Here is a 19,440-nt window from a genome sequence, read left to right on the forward strand (position 1 = left end):
GTCGCGTTGAGAATGAGCGCTATTATTGCCGCCAGCTTATCTGCTGGCAAGCCTTAGTTGGCTCCGGCAAGGGTGATATGGCTTCAGGATTGCCTGATCGCCATATCAATCAGGGTTTTAGCTGCTTTTTTGGCCGACTTGATGGCGCCGGAACCACGTTTGATCTGTTCAGCCTGCACTGCGCCTTCAAACAGGATGGAAAGTTGCAGGGCCAGGCCATCGGCATCTTTAATCTGCGCTTCTTGCGCCAGCTGATGGATAAATTGACGGAAGTCGCGCGATTGCTGCGATGACAGCTGGTGAATGCGGTTTTCTTCGTTGGGGAATTCAGCCGAAGCTTTGATGAACGCCACGCCGACAAACGAAGGTGACGTGACCCATTCCTCAATAAAATCAAATAATTGCTGGATCTTGGCATCAGGCTTGTCGCTCAAGCCCGCCAGTTTCTCATTCATCCAGCTTTGAAAGTCGTGATGGCTTTGCTGCAAGACCGCCAGTATCAGTTCTTCTTTGGTTTCAAAGTACTTGTATAGCGTCATTTTGGTGGTGCCTGCGACTGCCACTATCGTATCCACGCCGGTGGAATTGATACCACGTGTCTGGAACAAGTCCGTTGATACCTGCAGGATTTTTTGCTTGAGCACACTCATGTGCTGGATTATAGCACCCTATACTAAACGGTATAGTATGCATATTGCATTCAATGCAATTGGCGGCCAGACTGAGTGTTCTGGCGATGTAGATTACCTGGAGTTAGCCATTAATTTGGGCGTGTAATTACATTGCACCTGATCCAATAGCTGGTTGACCAGCACCTGTTCATCCCTTTTGGTGGTGACATGACCGTTAATCACATTTTCGATATACACGCTTTTGAGTCTTTCCGGCAGATGTAGCGCTTCTATCAATCGGCAATCGCCATGTTTCATGGTTTCCAGGCGGCCGTAGATGGCTGCGGTTTCAGACGGGCTGGCTTCAAAAGAAAACGGATTGGGTGTGGGTTTTGGTGGCTCTGCTCGTTCAAGTGGCTCAGCCGCACTGGCCGTGCTGATCTCAATCGGTTGCGAAGTCGGCCAGAAATGCCCAGCCAGCACGCCGCTGAACAGTGCAATAGCGACGATGCTGTAGTTGCGCACCGCCAGCCAGTTGATTTCGCGGCTGGTCTGTTCCTTAATCAAGGCTTGCGCCGCACGCCGCGCATGGTGCAGGGCTGTGGACTCAGGATGGGTCAGTTTTTCCTGGCAGGCGCTGATCGCCATAAAATACAGCTGGTTAGCCAGCATCTCTGGCAGGCGCGCGCCAGCTTTGTGTGATTGTATTGTGAGGTAACTTTGCAGACGCCCGGCCTGCGCAGTGGGGTTGTGCGAGTGTGGCTGGCTGGCGAAAGGGCTGGAAAGTAAATCATCCAGAATGGAAAATAAGCCCAGCAATTTTTGCACGGGTTGCTTGCCGGATTTATCCAGCATGCGGATTAACCATTCAGATTGCAGCAGGCTTTCGAGCATGTTCTAAAATGGTTTGACCACCACGAGGATCACAATCGCCAGCAGCAGGAACACCGGGATCTCGTTAAACCAGCGAAACCAGGTATGCGAGCGCTGACTGGCCTTCGCAGCAAACTGTTTCAGCAATTTTCCACAATAATGGTGATAGCCCAGCAGTAGAAACACCAGCGTCAATTTGGCATGCAACCAGCCGCCGGTAAAACCGTAGCCTAGCCACAACCAGAGGCCAAAGCCTAATGCCAGTATCGAGAGTGGCTGCATAAATCGATACAGCTTTTGTGCCATCAGCACCAGGCGCGCATATGCTTGCGGGTCAGTCTCCATGGCCAGGTTGACGTAAATGCGCGGCAGATAAAACAGCCCGGCAAACCAACTGGTGACAAACAGGATGTGAAACGCTTTAATCCATAACATTAGTGGGCCTGCTGTTCTATCAATGCGTGCAACTTGGGGAAATCCAGCTCGCCTATGACTTTTTGCAGGCGGCGGCCTTGCGGATCATATACAAAGGCAGTGGGAGTGAGGTTGACATTGCCAAACGCCTTGACCATTTCGCCAAAACCATCGTGCATCACCGCGAATGGTAGCGCTTTTTCCTGGCTGTAATTCAGTACCTGGGCGGGTGGGTCATAAGGCATGGCCACCGCGATCACTTCAAAATTGCTGTCTTTATAGCGTTTGTAGGTTTCGATCAGGGTGGGCATTTCCTTGATACAGCCCGGGCAATCGGTGGCCCAGAAATTGACCAGCACGGTTTTTCCCCGCAGCGATGCCATGGTGATTTTCTTGCCATCCAGCGTGGTGAAAGTGACTTCCGGTGCTTGTGGTTTCTGCATCACAGCCATTGCCAGGCCAATAAACAAAGCCAGTGCAACCAGTGGCATGATCCATTTTTTGTATTTAAAAGCGTATTTAGACATGATGTTTAAATCTAGATTAAAAAACCTTAAAGCGGCTGTGTATCCGGCCTGATTCCGGCATGTTGCCATTCAACATGGCTTGAGATCAATGCATCGCAAATATATCTCTAATCGTGCTCAATGACTCAGCTCGGATTCTACTCTTGTTATCTGTATTCTTGCGCGGTTAAGCGAAATTCCTTGTGACTATCTTGCAATGATCAGACCATCAAATCCTGATTCGGTTTCGCAGTCAGCCAATTTGGGAAGTGATGTGCTTTGCTATTCGCACCACCATGTCATAAAAATGAACATGCTATAATTCTGCTGCCTCATTTAACGATCATTCCCCTCGGTTTCTTATGACACATCCAGCCAGCGCAACGTTAATTCGCGACATGCAAGCCATCGTCGGCAAGTCATTCGTGTTGACCACTCAAACAAAAATATCTCCCTATAGCAAAGGTTTCCGCTTTGGTTCAGGTGAGGCGCTGGCGGTAGCAAGGCCGGCAACATTGTTAGAGATCTGGCAGCTGTTACAAGCTTGTGTCGAAGCGGATGTGGCCGTGATTATGCAAGCCGCCAATACCGGTTTAACCGGGGGTTCAACCCCGGATGGTAATGACTATGACAGGCCGATAGTCATTATTAACACCATGCGTGTGAATGATATCCACCTGATTAATGACGCCAAGCAGATCATCGGTTTGCCAGGCAGCACCTTGTTTGGCCTGGAAGAAACCTTGAAACCATATGGGCGCGAGCCGCATTCGGTGATTGGTTCTTCCTGCATAGGGGCCTCTATCATCGGTGGCGTATGTAATAACTCTGGTGGCGCGCTGGTACAGCGCGGGCCGGCTTATACCGAGCTCTCACTGTATGCGCAGATTATCGCAGATGGCAGCTTGCAACTGGTGAACCACTTAGGCATTCAATTAGGCAATACGCCTGAAGAAATACTGACTAATCTGCAGCACAAGCATTATCGCCAGTCGGATATTGAGCATCCTGACAAGTTGGCTTCCGACAATGTGTATCACGAGCGCGTACGCGAAGTCGATGCCGATACGCCAGCACGTTTTAATAATGACGGCCGCCGGCTGCATGAGTCATCTGGCTGCGCGGGCAAGCTGGCGGTGTTTGCCGTGCGCCTGGACACTTACCCGATTCAGAAACAGCAAGTGTTTTACGTGGGCACTAATGATGCGCAAGTGCTGGCGACCATGCGTCGCGAGATCCTGACGCAATTTAAATCGTTGCCAGTCTCCGGTGAATATCTGCACCGTGATTGCTATGCCGTGACCAAGAAATATGGCAAAGACACCTTTTGGGTGATCAATACTTTAGGCTCTAAAGTCATCCCCAACCTGTTTAGCATGAAGCGCACGGTAGACCGCATCGCCAGCAATTTCAAGTTCCTGCCGGCTAAGTTGTCTGAAGTGATCATGCAATGGTTCAGCTACTTGCTGCCCAGCCATTTGCCTAGCCGCATGGAAGCGTATCACCAGCAATTCCAGCATCACTGGATCATCGAAATGAGTGGTGAGGGAATCGAAGAGGCACGTGCCTATTTGAAGCAGTTTTTCGAGAATCACCAGGGCGATTACTTCGAGTGTACGCAAGAAGAAGGGGATAAAGCCATTTTGCATCGCTTTGTCGCCGGAGGCGCGATTGGCCGCTATCACGCCCTGCATAAGGAATCACTGGGAGCGATGATGACAGTGGACGTGGCGCTGCGCAGAAACGAGGCTAAATGGTTTGAAGAGTTGCCGAAAGAGATTGATGACCTGATCGCCGCCAAGTTTTATTACGGGCATTTATTTTGCCATGTGATGCACCAGAACTACGTGCTGAAAAAAGGCGTAGATGCCAAAGCGTTGAAGCAGCGGATATTGGCCTCGTTTGATGCGCGTGGTGCCGAGTATCCCGCCGAGCACAATGTTGGCCATGAATACATTGCCAAGGAGCCGCTACGCAAGTTTTATCGTGTGCTGGACCCGACCAACAGCTTTAACCCTGGCATTGGTAAAACCAGCAAATTGAAGGGCTGGGCTGAGCGCTAATGGTTTAGTGTGTTTTGGCTGAGTCAATAACAAAAAAAGCCTTGCATCACTGCAAGGCTTTTTTGTTTGTAGCTAAAGAGCTGATTAGTAGAGCAATCTTAGTCTAATCGTGCCAGCCACTTTATCCAGTTGCTCAAATGCCAGTTTGGAGTCGATATCGGCCACATCCATCACCAGGTAACCAATGTCATTGCTTGTCATCAGGCTCTGCGCCACGATATTGATGTTTTGCTCGGCAAACAAGTGGTTGATATTGGATAACACGCCCGGCTGGTTATGGTGGATATGCAGCAAGCGGTGCGTATTCGGCTGTTGTTGCATGGCGATTTGCGGGAAGTTCACGGCGGAAACGGTCGTACCCGCGCCCGCAAACTGCACAAATTTTTCTGCCACTTCAATACCGATATTGGCTTGCGCTTCTTCAGTTGAACCACCCACGTGCGGCGTTAAGATCACATTGTCCAGACCGCGCAATGGAGATTCCAGCGGTTCGTCATTGGATTTTGGCTCGGTCGGGAATACATCGATCGCCGCGCCACGCAGTTTGCCGTTTTTCAGGACAACCGCCAGGGCTTCAATATCCACACAAGTACCGCGTGCGGCGTTCATAAAGATAGAGCCCGGCTTCATTTCTTCAAACTCGGCGGTCGACATCATGTTCTTGGTGGTCTCAAGCTCAGGCACGTGTAAAGACACCACATCAGACTGATTGAGCAGTTCTTTCATGGTACCTACCTGGCGCGCGTTTCCTAACGGCAGTTTGGTGATCACATCAAAGTAAATGACCTTCATGCCCAGGCTTTCCGCTAACACGGATAACTGCGAACCGATGCTGCCATAACCGACAATACCCAGTGTTTTGCCGCGTGCCTCATTCGAGTTCGCCGCTGTTTTCGGCCAGGAGCCCTGATGTACGGCAACGCTTTTTCTCGGGATATCACGCAGCAATAAAATGATCTGGCCAATGATCAGTTCGGCAACAGAGCGTGTGTTGGAGTAAGGCGCATTGAACACAGGAATGCCTTTGTCGCGTGCCGCGTCGAGGTCAACCTGGTTGGTGCCTATGCAGAAGCAGCCGATTGCGGCCAGCCTGTCAGCCGCTTCCAGGACACGCTTGGTGATTTGCGTGCGTGAGCGCAGGCCCACAAAACGTGCGCCCTTGATTCTTTCGATCAAGGCATCTTCGTCTAAAGCCGTTTTGACATAATCAATGTTGGTATAGCCTGCATTGTTAAGGGTATCGATGGCGTTTTGATGCACACCTTCTAACAATAAAAACCGGGCAGATTCTTTAATATTTGATTCCATACGCTACCTAAAGAAATGAATCAGTGGAGGAAAAATAAGCTCGTGAGTATAGCATAAATGAAATACTGTTATTGCGTAAAAGCGGGTTAAGCTGGCTGATTATTCATAACCGGATTCAAACGTGGCTGGGTCGGTAGATTGTTTCTGGGCGCGCCGTGCAGCGCTAACCGTGTTTGAGAGTGCCCGTATCGAACCGGGGCTGCTATAATTAAATAAAAGCCCTGCATGTGCAGGGCTTTAAAGCGTGATCAACCAGAACTTGATTGTTTTTGTCGTTTAAAAAGTCATCTTATTTTCGCGATTTAACGTAAACATAGATGCCTGCCCATGTCATGACTATGGCCATGACGGCAATCACGATCAAGCTCATCAAACCATAATCGGTAGAAAATAAATCAATCAGAATTTTCATCGTATGTCCTCCTGTAAGTATCAATACTTGCAAACAATGTATCTGATGATGATTTTGAACCCTTACGCCGACATGGTTTTTGATATAACGCAAACCTGATGCATGCTGCATCCTGTGAAATCACATTTTCACGCACCACTAACAGGAAATAGTTGATGAATTTGTACCCTTTATTAAAACCGCTACTGTTCAAGCTGGATGCCGAACAGGCGCATGACCTGACGCTGAAGTCGCTTAAACGCGCAGAGCAACTGGGATTGCTGGCATTGGCGGCTGGGCGCTTGCCTGATCAACCCAGGCAGGTGATGGGGCTGCATTTTCCTAACCCGGTAGGGCTGGCGGCTGGCCTGGACAAGAATGCCATGGTCATAGACGGCATGGCCGCACTGGGGTTTGGCTTCCTTGAAGTCGGCACCGTGACACCGCGCCCGCAGCCGGGCAACCCGCAACCACGCTTGTTCCGCCTGCCAGAAGCAGAAGCCATTATTAACCGCTTTGGCTTTAATAACCTGGGCGTAGACCAGCTGATCCAGAATGTGAAGGCCGCTAAATTCAAAGGCGTGCTGGGGATCAATATCGGCAAGAACTTTGATACACCTAACGAACGCGCGGGCGAGGATTACCTGACCTGCATGCGCAAAGTGTATGCACATGCCAGTTATATCACGGTGAATATCTCCTCACCCAATACCAAGAATTTGCGCGCCCTGCAGGAAAAAGAAGCACTTGGTGCGTTATTGGCAACGCTAAAATCTGAACAGAATATCCTGTCGCAAGTGCATGGCAAATATGTGCCGGTCGCATTAAAAATCGCGCCTGATCTGACGACCGAGCAAGTGGTGGAAATCGCAGAATTGCTGATGCAGCATCGCATCGATGGCGTCATCGCCACCAATACCACCTTGGCGCGTGATGCGGTCGCTGGTTTAGCGCATGCAGATGAAGCGGGTGGTTTATCTGGCGCGCCAGTGAAAGATGGTTCTACCCGCGTGATCCGTACCTTGGCAACCTCCCTGCAAAACAGCCTGCCGATTATTGGCGTGGGTGGTATTTTGAACGGCGAAGATGCGAAAGAAAAAATCGATGCTGGTGCCAGCCTGATCCAGTTATATAGCGGGTTGATCTACAGAGGTCCACAGTTGATCAAGGATTGCCGCAAAGCTTTGGCAAGCGTTAACTAGTGCTTGTGCGGGCAAATGGCTGCGTTACGCGGTACTCAAAATCCTCATGCACTTAATGTACATTCCAGATTCAGCGTGCCGGGTGCCTTGCACATCATCCCGCTCAATTTTAAAGCCTCCGATAGCATAATGGCACTGCCCATCCTCTATTCCTACCGCCGCTGTCCTTATGCCATGCGTGCCCGTATGGCGCTATGGGCTGCAAACATTCAAGTCGAACTGCGCGAAGTTTCCCTGCGCGAAAAGCCGCAACATTTGTTGCAGATCTCCCCAAAAGGCACAGTCCCGGTCTTGCAATTGCCGGATGGTGCTGTGCTGGAGCAAAGCCTGGACATCATGTATTGGGCATTGCAGCAGAATGATGCACAGGGGTGGTTAAGTGGAGATGCGGAGACTGCCAATGCCCTGATTAGCCTGAATGATGGTGAGTTCAAGCGAGCGTTGGATCGCTATAAATACCCTGACCGTTATCCCGAGCAATCGCAATTGTTTTATCGCCAGCAGGGCGAGCAGTTTTTACACAAGCTGGAAACTGCACTGGCAGGGCATCGCTATCTGGTCAGTGATTCTGTGAGTATTGCGGATGTGGCTATTTTTCCGTTTATCAGACAGTTTGCGGCGGTGGATGGTGAGTGGTTTGCGCAAAGTGCTTATGTCCATTTGAGGGTGTGGTTGCAGGGGTGGTTAGAGAGTGCGTTGTTTGCTGAGGTGATGCAGAAGTTTCCGACTTATATTGAAGGTTAAGTGTTGAGAGGGTCTATCGTTATCGCGGAGGGGTAGTAGCAATTTTGCAGAGCGTACATGCCGGTTGGGTGGCGCATTATTTGTTATTCTTGCGCAGGATGCAGCAGGGGTTTCTCAGTGCGTGCTCTGAGCCTGAGTAACGGCTGGTTTATGGGACAGTTGATTCGCCCTCCAGTAGGGGTGCACTCCCACTCGTCATTCTGGCGGAGGCCAGAATCCAGACGACGCTAATGCTTAGCTTTATGACAATAAGTGAACTGTTCTCGCACTTGTTGGAGGTTCAAATCGGTATTTCTTTGGATGGTTAGGGATTCGACTTTTATGTTCTGTTGCCCCAGCCCTTTTCGCCCCTAGGCGAGTGACTTTTCTTTGTTTGCCCAAAGAATAAGTCACCAAAAGAAAAGGCACCCTAGCTTCCGCTTGTTTCCTGCGTTGCTCGTCAAAATAAGCGGTCGCGAAACTCGCCCTAGCGGCTTGCAAAAGACGCAAGCCACCGCGGAACTCAGACAGTCGCTCCCTCTCTCCTTATTTTGACTCCGCTACTCGGCGCGTCAGATAGGGGCCCATTTAAACCCACCACGATGAAACGTTGGTTAACAGCATGACATTCAGGGCGCTAAGACATTTCTTTAATTTCTAAACCAAGAAAGCCCCACAAACCAAGTCAATTGTTTTGTGGGGCTTTCGTGGTTTGTTTTATTGCTTTGTTGTTTTTATTGCAATGGTTGAGCGGGACACGATGTGAGAAGTCTCACTAAAGTAACCGCGTGGTGGGTTTTAATGGGCCCCTATCTGACGCGCCGAGTAGCGCAGTCAGCGTGGGAGTTGTCGGCCAGCGCCTGTTTGAGCTCCGCAACAAGCCACGTTGTGTGTGGCTTGTCAGGGCGAGTTTCGTTGGACGCCCACGTTGATGAGCAACGCAGGAAATAAGCGGAAGCTAGGGTGCATTTCTTTTGGTTACGTTTTCTTTGTGCAAGCAAAGAAAAGTAACTCGCCTACAGGCGAAAAGCCGCGCATCAAATCAAGCAGCGCATCAATTCCAAATAAAAACTAACTCAAGTAAGAATTAATTTTTCTCGTTAGTCTGCTCATATCTCTCATAAGCATTAATAATCTTCTGCACCAACGGATGCCGTACCACGTCCTGCGACATAAACTGCGTAAAGGCAATGCCTTTCACATCCTTGAGGATCTTCTGTGCCTCTACCAGACCACTTTTCTGGTGGCGCTGCAAGTCGATCTGCGTTACATCGCCTGTAATCACCGCTTTCGTGCCAAAGCCGATCCGGGTCAAAAACATCTTCATTTGTTCCGGCGTCGTATTCTGCGCTTCATCCAGAATAATAAAGCTCTGGTTCAATGTACGGCCACGCATATACGCCAGTGGCGCCACTTCGATCGCGCCGCGTTCAAACATTTTGTTCACTGTGTCGTAACCCGCCAGGTCATATAGCGCGTCATACAAGGGGCGCAGATACGGATCTACCTTCTGGTTTAAATCGCCTGGCAAAAAACCCAGGCGCTCGCCTGCTTCTACCGCAGGACGGACCAGCACGATGCGTTTGACGCGGTCGCGTGTCATGGCATCCACCGCGCTGGCAACTGCCAGGTAAGTTTTACCGGTACCGGCAGGGCCGATGCCAAAGGTGATGTCGTAATCCTGGATCTGTTGCAGATAGCTGACCTGGCGCGGTGTGCGCCCATGCAGGTCGCCACGGCGGGTCATCAGCGTCGGCATGGTGCTGGTGCTGACTTCTTCCGGTTTTAGTTTGTCGATTTCCACCAGGCCGAGTTGAATATCTTCCAGTTCGATCGGTTTTTTCGCGCGGGCATAAAAATTCTCCAGCATCTGCGCGCCTAGCCGCATATTGGTTTCTGTGCCGGTCAGGTGGAAAGTGCTACCACGGCGGTTGATATCAATATCCAGGCCATTCGCCAGTTGGCGGATGTTTTCATCCAGCGGGCCGCATAAATTGGCCAGCATCAGGTTGTCTTCAGGTTTTAGGGTGATTTCCATGCTTAATTCACTATTTCGCCTACCAGGCGATGCGGGTTGTAGACATCGGTGATTTTTACTTGCACCATCTGGTGGATAAAACGGGCATCGGCGGCAATATCTACCACGCGGCCATTGTCGGTTTTTCCGGCCAGCAGGTTGGGGTCTTTCCATGACGGACCATCGATCAGGACGCGTTGCACAGTGCCTAACATGGCGCGACTGATGGCGTCACCGCTGGTTTCGTTCTCGGTTTGCAGTTGTTTTAACCAGGCGGCTTTGCTTTCTTGTGGCGTTTCATCCGGCAAATAACTGGCCGGGGTGCCGGGGCGCGGACTGTACAAGAAACTGAAACTGTAATCAAAGCCGACATCTTTCATCAACTTGAGCGTCGCCTGGAATTCTTTTTCGGTTTCTCCGGGGAAACCGACAATGATGTCGCTGGTGATGGTCAGTGCCGGATTGGCGGCTTTCAGTTTGCGGATCAGGCCTTTGTATTGCAGCACCGTGTAATTGCGTTTCATCGCCATCAATATACGGTCGCTGCCAGCCTGCACCGGCAAGTGTAACTGGTTGGCCAGTTTAGGCACATTGGCATGGCAGGCGATCAGGCGCTCGTTCATTTCATTCGGATGGCTGGTGGTATAGCGGATGCGCTCGATTTGCGGGATCTCGGCCACGGTTTCGATCAGCATGGCCAGGTCGGCTTCTATGCCTTCATATTGCACGCGGTAAGCGTTGACGTTTTGCCCAAGCAGGGTGATTTCTTTGACGCCTTGTTCGGCCAGTTGAATGGCTTCGGTCAGCACATCTTCAAACGGGCGCGAAAATTCTTCGCCACGGGTGTAAGGCACTACGCAAAAAGTGCAGTACTTGCTGCAGCCTTCCATAATGCTTAAAAAAGCAGTCGCGCCTTCGATGCGCGGTGGCGGCAAATGGTCGAACTTTTCAATCTCGGGGAAGGTGATATCCACCTGCGGTTTGTTCTCTGCGCGTTTGGCTTTGATCAGCTCGGGCAGGCGGTGCAGGGTTTGCGGGCCAAATACTACATCGACATAAGGCGCGCGTTTGATGATCGCGTCACCTTCCTGGCTGGCGACGCAACCGCCCACGCCGATGACCAGGTTGGGGTTCTTCTCCTTGAGCGGAATCATGCGGCCAAGGTGGCTGAATACTTTCTCTTCGGCTTTTTCGCGCACCGAGCAAGTGTTGAGCAGGATGACATCGGCTTCTTCCATATTATCGGTCTGGGTCATGCCGTCGTGTTCACGCATCAGGTCGACCATGCGTGAAGCATCGTATTCGTTCATCTGGCAACCAAACGATTTAATGAATATTTTTTTACCGCTGTCCTGCTTCATCTAGCATTTTTTCAAATCAAAACAGTATTTTAGCGTATTTGACTGTGGCTGGCATGATAATCGGCAACGCAATTCGTGACTGCGGTAAAATGGCTGATCTTTTAAAAAGCCTTATTGCATGCAAGCCTTACCGATCTTTTTTAATATTGCACAGCGGCGTTGTCTGGTCATAGGCGGTGGTGACGTGGCCACGCGCAAAGTCATCATGCTGCGCAAGGCGCAGGGTAGTGTGGTTGTGATTGCGCCTGAGTTAAGTGACCAGTTGCATGAACTGCTGGCGCAAAACGAGATAGAGTATGTGAAAACCTGCTTTGCACCCGAACAGCTGACTGGCGCTTGCCTAGTGATCGCGGCCACCAATGATGAGGCGGTGAATGAGGCCGTCTCCGTGGCGGCCAAGCGCTTGAATATTCCCGTCAATGTGGTGGATGCGCCTGCGCTGTGTACCTTCACCATGGGCTCTATCATTGACCGTAGCCCGGTGGTGATCGCAATCTCGAGTGAAGGCAATGCGCCCGTGCTGGCGCGGCATATACGCAGCAAAATCGAAACCATGCTGCCCGCTGCTTATGGGCACATCGCGACCATCGCCGGGGAGTTTAGGGATCAGGTGAAAGCCAAATTCTCCACCACCCAGGCACGGCGACGGTTTTGGGAGGATGTGTTGAATGGCCCGCTGGTCGAGCGTGTATTGTCCGGTCAGGAGCAGGCTGCGCGCGTGTTACTTGGCGAGCTATTAACGCAAAGTGACGATGCGCCAGCGCGTGGAGAGGTCTATCTGGTGGGTGGCGGGCCGGGCGATCCTGATCTGCTGACGTTTCGGGCGCTGCGTTTGATGCAGCAATGCGATGTGTGCGTGTATGACAAACTGGTCAGCAAAGAAGTGATGGAGCTGGTGCGCCGCGATGCTGAACTGATTTATGTCGGCAAGTCGCGAGACCAGCATACTTTGCCGCAAGAAGAGATCAATGCCTTGCTTGCCAGGCTGGCGCTGGAGGGCAAACGTGTGTTGCGCTTGAAAGGCGGCGACCCGTTTATTTTTGGCCGTGGCGGCGAAGAGATCGAAACGCTGATGCAGCATGGTGTGCCGTTTCAGGTGGTGCCCGGTATTACTGCGGCGAATGGGGTGTCCAGTTATGCCGGTATCCCCTTGACCCATAGGGATTATGCGCAGGCTTGCTTGTTTATCACCGGCCACCTTAAAGATGGCACGGTAGACCTGGACTGGCAGGCGATGGCGCGCCCGCGGCAAACGGTGGTGATTTATATGGGGTTAGTCGGCCTGGAACAGATTTGTGCGCAATTGATCGCGCATGGCGTCTCACCAACAATGCCTGCCGCAGTGATACAGCAAGGTACCACCCATAAGCAACGTGTGGTGGAATCCACCCTAGCGACATTGGCAATCGATGTGGCGGCTGCCGGATTGAAACCGCCTAGCCTGACGATTATCGGTGAAGTAGTGCAGTTGCGGTCACGCCTGAACTGGTTTACGCCAGCCGAAGAGTAAGCTGTTTAGTGGGTAAATTGATGGGCAGTTTAACACCCGGAAAAACGCAGATACTTGACTTAAGTATTCGGCAAGATAGGCAGTGACAGCCTGGCTTCCAGCCCGCCTTCGGGGCGGTTAAGCAAGTAAAGCTGGCCGCCATGCAATTTGGAGATGCGGTTGCAAATGGCAAGCCCCAAACCACTGCCACCTTCATATTTGTTGCGCGCGCTATCCATGCGTTCAAACGGACGTAACAAACGCTCGGCGTGCTCTGGCGGAATGCCGGGGCCATTATCCAGCACGCTGACCACGATCTTATCCGCCATCACCTGGCTACGCACTTCTACTTTACCTTTGCCATAGTTATAGGCATTGCCGACCAGGTTATCCAGCAAGCGCTGCATGGCCAATGGACGGATAGGAATGAAATACTTGGGGCCCAGCGATATCTTTAATTCACGGCCGGCGCGTAACTGTCTTTCAGACAAGGCGCGCAACAGGTCATTGATATCCATCATGCGTGTCGGTTCGCCTTCCACGCCGCGGACAAAATCCAGGAACTGGTGAATGATGTTGTCCATATCGGAAATATCTTCAATCATGCCGTGCTTCATATAATCGGCTTCTTGCGGCAACATTTCCACTGCCAGCCGCAACCTGGCTAACGGGGTGCGTATGTCATGCGATACCCCGGCCAGCAGCAAGGTGCGCTCTGCATCCAGCCTCGCCAATGATTCCGCCATCTGGTTAAAGGTATGCGTCACTTCACGCAGTTCTTCTACGCTGTCTTCAGGCAGTTTTGGCGCCGGTTCGCCATTACGCAGACGCTCTGCCGCATGCACGAGCATGGTTAAAGGGCGGTTGATGCGGGCAGTCAGCAAGTAACCACCGATCAGTGACAACAGGCCAACTACGGCGGCCCAGCCCAGCCAGTGCCAGGGGAAAGGTCTATCAACCTGGATCTTGGGAATCACCACCCAAAAGTCATCCTGGCCGACATTAAAACTGATCCATAAACCCGGAATATCATAGTGGTTGACGGTAATAATGGTTTCTTCGCCCAGCTTATCGCGAATCTTTTGCGCCATCAGGCCGATGAACGGATCAAGCGGCAGTGGCTCAATGTCTTCCAGAAAGTCGGCCGCATATACGCGTACACCTTCTCTACCAGACAATTCAGAAAGCAGTGCCAGGCGGCGGTTTTCATGCGAAGCGATCAGGGAGGCGCGCGTGTAGTTGACGATGGTGACGGCTTGCAACGCCGCTGCAGTTGCGCGGGGTTCGCGGTCAAAATAATCAAAGATTTTGAGCGATGCATAGATACTGACGGCCAATAGAATGGCAATCAGTAACATGATGCGGGAGAGCAGTCTGCGGGGCAGTAGGCGCACGAGAGCTAAGGCTTGGGATGAGGCGCGTTACTGCGGGGATTCGCCATCAGGAATAAACACATAGCCAAAGCCCCACATGGTTTGCAAGTAACGTGGATGTGCTGGATCCGGTTCAATGATCCGGCGCAGGCGCGAGACCTGTACATCAATGCTGCGGTCAAATACATCGAGCTCACGGCCGCGTGCCAGTTGCATCAAGCGGTCGCGTGAAAGTGGCTGGCGCGGATGCTCAGTAAACACTTTTAGTAAAGTGAATTCACCACTGGTGATGGTGATCTGCGTGCCATTTTTGCTCAGGCTGCGGGTGTTGATGTCAAACACAAATTCACCAAACTGGAAGGCGGCACTTTTATCTTCAGTCGCCAGTTTGGGCATGATCTCGTGGCGGCGCAGTACGGCATTGATGCGTGCCAGTAACTCGCGGGGGTTGAACGGCTTGGGTAAGTAGTCATCCGCGCCCATCTCCAGGCCGACGATACGATCGACCTCGTCACCACGGGCGGTCAGCATGATAATAGGTGTCACATGGTTAGAGCCACGCAAGCGGCGGCAAATGGCGAGGCCGTCTTCGCCAGGCAGCATCAGGTCGAGAATCAGTAAATCAAAGCTCTCGGCGGCCATGGCTTTGTCCAGTTCCTTGCCGTCAGACACAGATTTGATATTAAACCCTTGTTCTGTCAGGTAACGCTGTAAAAGTTCGCGCATGCGCAAGTCGTCATCGACCATCAAGATTTTTTTAAACTGTTCTGCCATACGAACCTTCACACTAAAGCTGGCGTCTTGGTTAACGCGTTAAGCCGAAATAACACGGTCATGAGACCACGTGATAAAACGGCTGGGGGGACTAAACTTATTAGCTGGCATTATACTCCAAGCAGCACAGAGCATGAAATGGGTCTGTTACAAATTGGTTACAAATAGCGTTTAAGATGAAATATTACATTTACAATCCTTAGGCATCATGAGTGCCCGTTTACACAAAACGACGGTTTGAAAAACGCTATTTTGTGTTAAAACTGTTGATGTGCTTGCTACAGTTGCGTTATGGTATGCAGCCTGACTTTTTTGTCGTCAGCTGGCATTTTTCCAAGTGATCTTTATCAAACAAAGCGGGGCTTTCTTTGATGAAAACACGATGTTATGTATAGGTGTGGATGTTTAGAGCGATAAAACATTTAAATGAGGTTTTTTTGCTAACAACGACCATGTTGCTAGCATTGCCTGCCTGTGCCGATCTTAAGTTGCCTATCAGGTTAAGTGATAACCGCGTGATAGACAACGATGACGCCGGACTTGCCAAAACGTTGGAACACAACTTCAGCCCTGAAGACCGTGCGCGCTTGCGCAAGGCGCTTACCGAGTATGCCCGTAATACCGATCCCGACCACCAATTGATGTTACAAAAGCGCAAAGCCATGCACGACAGCATTTCGCAGCGCTTTAATGAATGTAACCGCGATAACGATGAAACGCTGGATAGGGAAGAAGCCACCCTGTGCCTGCCACAGGTGGCACGACATTTCTCTTATGTTGATTTGGATGGCGATGGTGTGATCACGCTGGAAGAACTCGAAAATGCTTATGCCAAGATGACCGAGCGCCAGCGCGAGGCAGAATCTAAAACGGAAGCACAGCAAGCCGCAGCGGCCGATGCCGACATCGATGCCAAACTCAAAAATAAGTCAAAATCTAATCCTTCTGTTATCCCCGCCAGCAGTTCTGTGAACTCTTCCGGTAAGGATAACGCTGGCCTGCGCAAGCGCCCTAGCTAATTTTTCCCAGCTCATGACACGCTGTGTCAGTCCCTGCAGCAATGTTTTCTAGGTATGGCGATAGACTGCTTATCCTGAACTGACCTTGCACAGGCTCACCCGATTTCGCGTTAGCATGGTATAAATTGATCATGCCTCTCAGTCATTTATCATTTAACTGGTCCCGAGGGTTGCAGGATATTGCACCTGCCGCCTGGCAAGCCCTGGCCGGGCCCCACCCGATGCTGGATTACCGGTTTTTGCATGCGTTTGAATCCTCGGCTTCAGTGGATCACCAGACCGGCTGGGTGCCTTATCATCTGACGGTATTCGATGGCGAGCAACTGATCGCCGCCGCGCCTTGCTACATAAAAACGCATTCGTATGGGGAATATGTATTTGACTGGTCCTGGGCGGATGCCTATGAACAGGCGGGTGGTACCTATTATCCCAAGCTGATTTCTGCGATTCCCTTTTCGCCCGTCACCGGCCCGCGTTTACTGATCCACCCTGATTACGCTGAGCCGGAACAGCTCGCAGCCGCCATGTTGCAGCACATGCGGGCGTTGTGTGAACAACATGGCTTATCAGGCACGCATGTGCTGTTTCCAGATGCCTTATCAGCCACGCAGTGCGCGGCGCAGGGCCTGTTACGCCGTGACGGCGTGCAGTTTCGCTGGGAAAACCAGGACTATGCCGATTGGGAAGCCTTTATGGCGGTGCTCAGCCGCGACAAGCGTAAAAAAATCCGCCAGGAAAGAAACAAAGTCACGCAACAAGGTGTGACTTGCCGCGTGCGCAATGGGCAGCAACTCACTGCGGATGAATTGGCATTGTTTTATCAGTGCTACAGCAATACCTACCACAGGCACGGCAGCCAGCCATATTTATCCATGGCGTTTTTTGAACATATTGTCCGCGATATGCCGGATAACATTTTGCTGTTTATTGCCACGCATGCGGGAGAGGATATCGCCGCAAGTCTGTGCATATCAGGGCCGGAATCGCTATATGGCCGCTACTGGGGTAGCTTGCGCGATATCTCATGCCTGCATTTCGAATTGTGTTATTACCAGCCACAGGCGTTTTGCATCAGCCAGGGCATCCGTTATTTTGAAGGTGGCGCGCAAGGTGTGCATAAACTGGCGCGCGGGTTTGCGCCTTATACCACTTGTTCATACCACTGGTTAACGCACGAGGATTTTCACCAGAGTGTGGCGCGCTTTTTAGCCAGGGAGGAACCCAGCATGCAGCACTACGTGAATGAGCTGGAAGAACGTAGCCCTTACAAGGTGGTGGCCCACCCGGCGAGTGAGGGTTCGATGAGTGACTTTTCAGTCAATGATGAACCTGCATGATTACCACGGCACAGGCTTGCCGTCATAGGCAATAAACTCACCGGACTGTGCCAGGCTCAGGTCAGTAATGACTTTACGCAACCCGGCGACGCTGGTTTCGGTATTGATCAATCCGTTCGGGCCACCCATATCGGTGCGTACCCAGCCCGGATGCAATAAGGCGACTGCAATGTTGAATGGCTGCAGGTCCAGCGCCAGACTTTTCACCACCATATTGAGGGCTGTTTTAGTGCTGCGGTAAATGTATTCACCACCACTGCCATTATCCGCGATGCTGCCCATTTTGCTGGTCATGGCGATCACCTTGCCTTGATTTGCGCCTTTTAGATGCGTCAAAAACGCTTCTGCCAGATAGTAGGTGGTGAGAGTGTTGACCTGGAAAGCGTGCAGCCATTCCTGCGGGTCAGTCGTGCCTAAACGGCTGGGCGGATAAATACCTGCATTGCTGATCAAAATATCAATGGTCACCTCAGATAACTGCTTAGCCATGGCACGGATAGCGGCGACATCTGCAACGTCGAGTGACAGCACATGGATATGTGCATGCCTGGCCGCCAGCGATTGCAATTCATCAGCGCTGGCGATGTCGCGGACGGTCGCATACACCGTGTCGCCTGCCTGCGCATATTGCCTGACGTATTCCAGCCCGATCCCACGGTTGGCGCCGGTGATCAGAATAGTTTGAGAGGTTGTCATGGCATGCATCTCCTTAAATCAATGTTTCAGGTATATAAGGCAATCTGGGATATGATTGAATTTTACGCGGTTTCTTTTGCCTGAGCTGTATATTTATAACCATGAATGGAAGTGGCGAGTATTGATGGGTTTTAATCGAACATGGGGTGTTTTCAGTCTTGGGCTGTGTCTTTTTTTTGTATTGATGGTGAATGAAGTGCTGGCCGGCGCAGTGGATATGAGCCGGCAATTACGCACCCGGCCGTCACTACTCAAGCCAGAAGATGTGGCGGTTATTTACAATATCAATGATGCACTCAGTGAAGAAGTCGCCCGTTATTATTTGCAGGCGCGCCAGGTGCCTGCCGAAAACCTGATCGGCATCGAGCTGCCACGACAAAGCAAGGATACGCTGACCGTTGCGGAATTCGAGTCACTCAAAAGCCAGATCGAAGCCAAGCTTGGCAACCAGCAGGTGTTGTTACTGGTGTGGAAGACACCGTTCGCCGTGCAGTGCAACAGCCTGACCGGCGCGCTGACACTGGGGCTGGACCTCGAGCAGTGTAAAAAAACCTGTGATCCCGGCCGCGATAGCCCTTATTTTAATAGCACCTCATTGCGCCCGTGGGCAGATCATCATATCCGCCTGTCAATGTTGCTGCCGATTACCAGTGTCGATGCCGCAAAAGCATTGATCGATCGCGGTACATTGAGCGAGTTCAGCCTCAATGAAGGCAATGGTTATTTCCTGAAAACCAAAGATGCCGCGCGCTCCAAGCCGCGCGAACCCTTCTTCCCGCCGGATGGCATGACAGTCAAATCCAAACGGTTGACCTTGCATACGCCAAATCAGGAAGCGCTTGAGAAAGGCCAGGCGGTCATGTTTTATTTCACCGGGCAGGCACAGGTTGATTACCTGCTGACCAACAGCTACCTGCCCGGCGCGATTGCCGATCACCTGACTTCTTTTGGCGGCCTGTTGACCAGCAGCTTTCAGATGCCTGCCTCCCGCTGGCTGGATGCGGGGGTCACCGGCAGCTACGGTACGGTGTCAGAGCCATGTAATTACTGGCAAAAATTCCCTAATCCGCAAGTGGTGATGGGGCATTACCTGGCAGGCGAAACATTGATAGAGTCTTACTGGAAAAGCGTTAAATGGCCGATGCAAGGCTTGTTCGTAGGCGAGCCGCTGGCCAAACCTTATGCCAGAAGCGCCCCCTTCACTCCGGACTAAGGGCTGCGGAGTGATCCGCACCTTCGCCGTCGCGTCACAATCCTGCCGCGGATGTGTCGTATAATCCCAG

18 protein-coding genes are annotated in these 19,440 nt (G+C 51.5%); 7 read left to right on the forward strand and 11 right to left on the reverse strand.

The window, feature by feature from the left end:
• Nucleotides 1–83: 83 nt before the first annotated feature.
• The 4 genes from ACTS9Y_RS09450 to ACTS9Y_RS09465 form a co-directional block, all read right to left on the reverse strand.
• Nucleotides 84–650, reverse strand: a complete 567-nt coding sequence (locus ACTS9Y_RS09450; protein WP_442585684.1) for a TetR/AcrR family transcriptional regulator — start codon at nucleotides 648–650, stop codon at nucleotides 84–86.
• 93 nt (nucleotides 651–743) lie between these two features.
• Nucleotides 744–1,505, reverse strand: a complete 762-nt coding sequence (locus ACTS9Y_RS09455; protein WP_442585685.1) for a hypothetical protein — start codon at nucleotides 1,503–1,505, stop codon at nucleotides 744–746.
• Nucleotides 1,506–1,508: 3 nt separating this feature from the next.
• Nucleotides 1,509–1,919 carry a CopD family protein gene (locus tag ACTS9Y_RS09460; protein ID WP_442585686.1) on the reverse strand — a complete coding sequence of 137 codons (411 nt, stop codon included), beginning with the start codon at nucleotides 1,917–1,919 and terminating at the stop codon, nucleotides 1,509–1,511.
• Nucleotides 1,919–2,425, reverse strand: coding sequence for a TlpA disulfide reductase family protein (locus ACTS9Y_RS09465; RefSeq protein WP_442585687.1), 507 nt, complete (start codon nucleotides 2,423–2,425; stop codon nucleotides 1,919–1,921). The genes ACTS9Y_RS09460 and ACTS9Y_RS09465 overlap by 1 nt, the downstream gene beginning before the upstream one ends.
• A 341-nt stretch (nucleotides 2,426–2,766) precedes the next feature.
• On the opposite strand from ACTS9Y_RS09465, the gene dld reads away from it, so the two are divergent.
• Nucleotides 2,767–4,467, forward strand: coding sequence for a D-lactate dehydrogenase (gene dld, locus ACTS9Y_RS09470; RefSeq protein ID WP_442585688.1), 1,701 nt, complete (start codon nucleotides 2,767–2,769; stop codon nucleotides 4,465–4,467).
• An 84-nt stretch (nucleotides 4,468–4,551) separates the two neighbouring features.
• Here dld and serA read toward each other — a convergent pair whose 3' ends face one another.
• Nucleotides 4,552–5,775: a phosphoglycerate dehydrogenase gene (serA, locus tag ACTS9Y_RS09475; protein WP_442585689.1), complete on the reverse strand. Its 1,224-nt coding sequence runs from the start codon at nucleotides 5,773–5,775 to the stop codon at nucleotides 4,552–4,554.
• A 289-nt stretch (nucleotides 5,776–6,064) separates the two neighbouring features.
• Nucleotides 6,065–6,187, reverse strand: coding sequence for a DUF3149 domain-containing protein (locus tag ACTS9Y_RS09480; RefSeq protein ID WP_442585690.1), 123 nt, complete (start codon nucleotides 6,185–6,187; stop codon nucleotides 6,065–6,067).
• Nucleotides 6,188–6,342: 155 nt separating this feature from the next.
• Between ACTS9Y_RS09480 and ACTS9Y_RS09485 the strand changes: the two genes are divergently transcribed.
• The gene (locus ACTS9Y_RS09485; RefSeq protein ID WP_442585691.1) at nucleotides 6,343–7,368 is read left to right on the forward strand and encodes a quinone-dependent dihydroorotate dehydrogenase; all 1,026 of its coding nucleotides are present in this window, start codon (nucleotides 6,343–6,345) and stop codon (nucleotides 7,366–7,368) included.
• Nucleotides 7,369–7,497: 129 nt separating this feature from the next.
• A complete protein-coding gene (locus ACTS9Y_RS09490; protein ID WP_442586937.1) occupies nucleotides 7,498–8,112 on the forward strand; it encodes a glutathione S-transferase in 615 nt (204 codons plus the stop codon).
• Between the two features lie 1,066 nt (nucleotides 8,113–9,178).
• On the opposite strand, the gene ACTS9Y_RS09495 is transcribed toward ACTS9Y_RS09490, so the two are convergent.
• Together ACTS9Y_RS09495 and miaB are read right to left on the reverse strand one after the other, a co-directional pair.
• A complete protein-coding gene (locus ACTS9Y_RS09495; protein WP_442585692.1) occupies nucleotides 9,179–10,129 on the reverse strand; it encodes a PhoH family protein in 951 nt (316 codons plus the stop codon).
• 2 nt (nucleotides 10,130–10,131) lie between these two features.
• The gene (gene miaB, locus ACTS9Y_RS09500) at nucleotides 10,132–11,469 is read right to left on the reverse strand and encodes a tRNA (N6-isopentenyl adenosine(37)-C2)-methylthiotransferase MiaB (RefSeq protein WP_442585693.1); all 1,338 of its coding nucleotides are present in this window, start codon (nucleotides 11,467–11,469) and stop codon (nucleotides 10,132–10,134) included.
• Nucleotides 11,470–11,587: 118 nt separating this feature from the next.
• Here miaB and cysG point away from each other — a divergent pair, with 118 nt between their 5' ends.
• Entirely contained in the window at nucleotides 11,588–12,979 is a 1,392-nt protein-coding gene (cysG, locus tag ACTS9Y_RS09505; RefSeq protein WP_442585694.1) for a siroheme synthase CysG, read from the forward strand.
• Between the two features lie 59 nt (nucleotides 12,980–13,038).
• Here cysG and ACTS9Y_RS09510 read toward each other — a convergent pair whose 3' ends face one another.
• Nucleotides 13,039–14,352, reverse strand: coding sequence for an ATP-binding protein (locus ACTS9Y_RS09510; protein ID WP_442585695.1), 1,314 nt, complete (start codon nucleotides 14,350–14,352; stop codon nucleotides 13,039–13,041).
• Between the two features lie 27 nt (nucleotides 14,353–14,379).
• Entirely contained in the window at nucleotides 14,380–15,105 is a 726-nt protein-coding gene (gene ompR / locus ACTS9Y_RS09515; RefSeq protein ID WP_442585696.1) for an osmolarity response regulator transcription factor OmpR, read from the reverse strand.
• Nucleotides 15,106–15,557: 452 nt separating this feature from the next.
• Between ompR and ACTS9Y_RS09520 the strand changes: the two genes are divergently transcribed.
• Both ACTS9Y_RS09520 and ACTS9Y_RS09525 read left to right on the forward strand, forming a co-directional pair.
• A complete protein-coding gene (locus tag ACTS9Y_RS09520) occupies nucleotides 15,558–16,124 on the forward strand; it encodes a hypothetical protein (RefSeq protein WP_442585697.1) in 567 nt (188 codons plus the stop codon).
• A 131-nt stretch (nucleotides 16,125–16,255) separates the two neighbouring features.
• The gene (locus tag ACTS9Y_RS09525; protein ID WP_442585698.1) at nucleotides 16,256–17,461 is read left to right on the forward strand and encodes a GNAT family N-acetyltransferase; all 1,206 of its coding nucleotides are present in this window, start codon (nucleotides 16,256–16,258) and stop codon (nucleotides 17,459–17,461) included.
• On the opposite strand, the gene ACTS9Y_RS09530 is transcribed toward ACTS9Y_RS09525, so the two are convergent.
• A complete protein-coding gene (locus tag ACTS9Y_RS09530; protein WP_442585699.1) occupies nucleotides 17,462–18,157 on the reverse strand; it encodes an SDR family oxidoreductase in 696 nt (231 codons plus the stop codon). It lies immediately after the preceding gene.
• A gap of 124 nt (nucleotides 18,158–18,281) precedes the next feature.
• Here ACTS9Y_RS09530 and ACTS9Y_RS09535 point away from each other — a divergent pair, with 124 nt between their 5' ends.
• The gene (locus ACTS9Y_RS09535; protein WP_442585700.1) at nucleotides 18,282–19,370 is read left to right on the forward strand and encodes a TIGR03790 family protein; all 1,089 of its coding nucleotides are present in this window, start codon (nucleotides 18,282–18,284) and stop codon (nucleotides 19,368–19,370) included.
• Nucleotides 19,371–19,440: the final 70 nt, after the last annotated feature.

This window comes from Methylophilus sp., from assembly GCF_052173275.1.
Taxonomy (GTDB): domain Bacteria; phylum Pseudomonadota; class Gammaproteobacteria; order Burkholderiales; family Methylophilaceae; genus Methylophilus.

Coding starts and splice junctions, on each gene's coding strand:
- cysG (WP_442585694.1), top strand. CDS start 11,588: ATGCAAGCCTTACCGATCTTTTTTAATATTGCACAGCGGCGTTGTCTG.
- ACTS9Y_RS09520 (WP_442585697.1), top strand. CDS start 15,558: ATGTTGCTAGCATTGCCTGCCTGTGCCGATCTTAAGTTGCCTATCAGG.
- ACTS9Y_RS09535 (WP_442585700.1), top strand. CDS start 18,282: ATGGGTTTTAATCGAACATGGGGTGTTTTCAGTCTTGGGCTGTGTCTT.
- serA (WP_442585689.1), bottom strand. CDS start 5,775: ATGGAATCAAATATTAAAGAATCTGCCCGGTTTTTATTGTTAGAAGGT.
- ACTS9Y_RS09480 (WP_442585690.1), bottom strand. CDS start 6,187: ATGAAAATTCTGATTGATTTATTTTCTACCGATTATGGTTTGATGAGC.
- ACTS9Y_RS09455 (WP_442585685.1), bottom strand. CDS start 1,505: ATGCTCGAAAGCCTGCTGCAATCTGAATGGTTAATCCGCATGCTGGAT.
- miaB (WP_442585693.1), bottom strand. CDS start 11,469: ATGAAGCAGGACAGCGGTAAAAAAATATTCATTAAATCGTTTGGTTGC.
- ACTS9Y_RS09525 (WP_442585698.1), top strand. CDS start 16,256: ATGCCTCTCAGTCATTTATCATTTAACTGGTCCCGAGGGTTGCAGGAT.
- ACTS9Y_RS09490 (WP_442586937.1), top strand. CDS start 7,498: ATGGCACTGCCCATCCTCTATTCCTACCGCCGCTGTCCTTATGCCATG.
- dld (WP_442585688.1), top strand. CDS start 2,767: ATGACACATCCAGCCAGCGCAACGTTAATTCGCGACATGCAAGCCATC.
- ACTS9Y_RS09450 (WP_442585684.1), bottom strand. CDS start 650: ATGAGTGTGCTCAAGCAAAAAATCCTGCAGGTATCAACGGACTTGTTC.
- ACTS9Y_RS09495 (WP_442585692.1), bottom strand. CDS start 10,129: ATGGAAATCACCCTAAAACCTGAAGACAACCTGATGCTGGCCAATTTA.
- ACTS9Y_RS09460 (WP_442585686.1), bottom strand. CDS start 1,919: ATGTTATGGATTAAAGCGTTTCACATCCTGTTTGTCACCAGTTGGTTT.
- ACTS9Y_RS09530 (WP_442585699.1), bottom strand. CDS start 18,157: ATGACAACCTCTCAAACTATTCTGATCACCGGCGCCAACCGTGGGATC.
- ACTS9Y_RS09485 (WP_442585691.1), top strand. CDS start 6,343: ATGAATTTGTACCCTTTATTAAAACCGCTACTGTTCAAGCTGGATGCC.
- ACTS9Y_RS09465 (WP_442585687.1), bottom strand. CDS start 2,425: ATGTCTAAATACGCTTTTAAATACAAAAAATGGATCATGCCACTGGTT.
- ompR (WP_442585696.1), bottom strand. CDS start 15,105: ATGGCAGAACAGTTTAAAAAAATCTTGATGGTCGATGACGACTTGCGC.